We start from the raw sequence: 404 nt of genomic DNA on the forward strand, positions 1-404 counted from the left end.
ATTAGCTATCGTTTCCAATAGTTATCCCCCGCTATGAGGCAGGTTACCTACGCGTTACTCACCCGTTCGCAACTCATCCGTCTAGTGCAAGCACCAGACTTCAGCGTTCTACTTGCATGTATTAGGCACGCCGCCAGCGTTCGTCCTGAGCCAGGATCAAACTCTCATAAAAAGTTTTGATTCAAACTCAAGCTATTGCTAGCTTTCCGTTTTATTGTTTTGTTTTGTCATTGACGATTTATCTTTAGATAAATCACCCTGCACGTTTGGTTCGTCTTCTTTAATTTTCAAAGGTCTTGTCGTTATCGCGCTCTCGCGACAACTATCTTAGTTTATCATTTCTTGTGAACTTTGTCAACACTTTTTTGAAACTTTTTTTCGTTTCTCTGTTAACTAGTCCCTCA

General features: G+C 41.1%; 1 rRNA gene. It reads right to left on the reverse strand.

What is annotated here, in order from left to right:
* Nucleotides 1-172 (reverse strand): 16S ribosomal RNA (locus C1G53_RS11000); the annotation flags it as partial.
* Nucleotides 173-404 lie beyond the last annotated feature (232 nt).

The sequence above is a fragment of the Streptococcus suis genome (assembly GCF_002960445.1).
GTDB classification, from domain to species: Bacteria; Bacillota; Bacilli; order Lactobacillales; family Streptococcaceae; genus Streptococcus; species Streptococcus hyiners.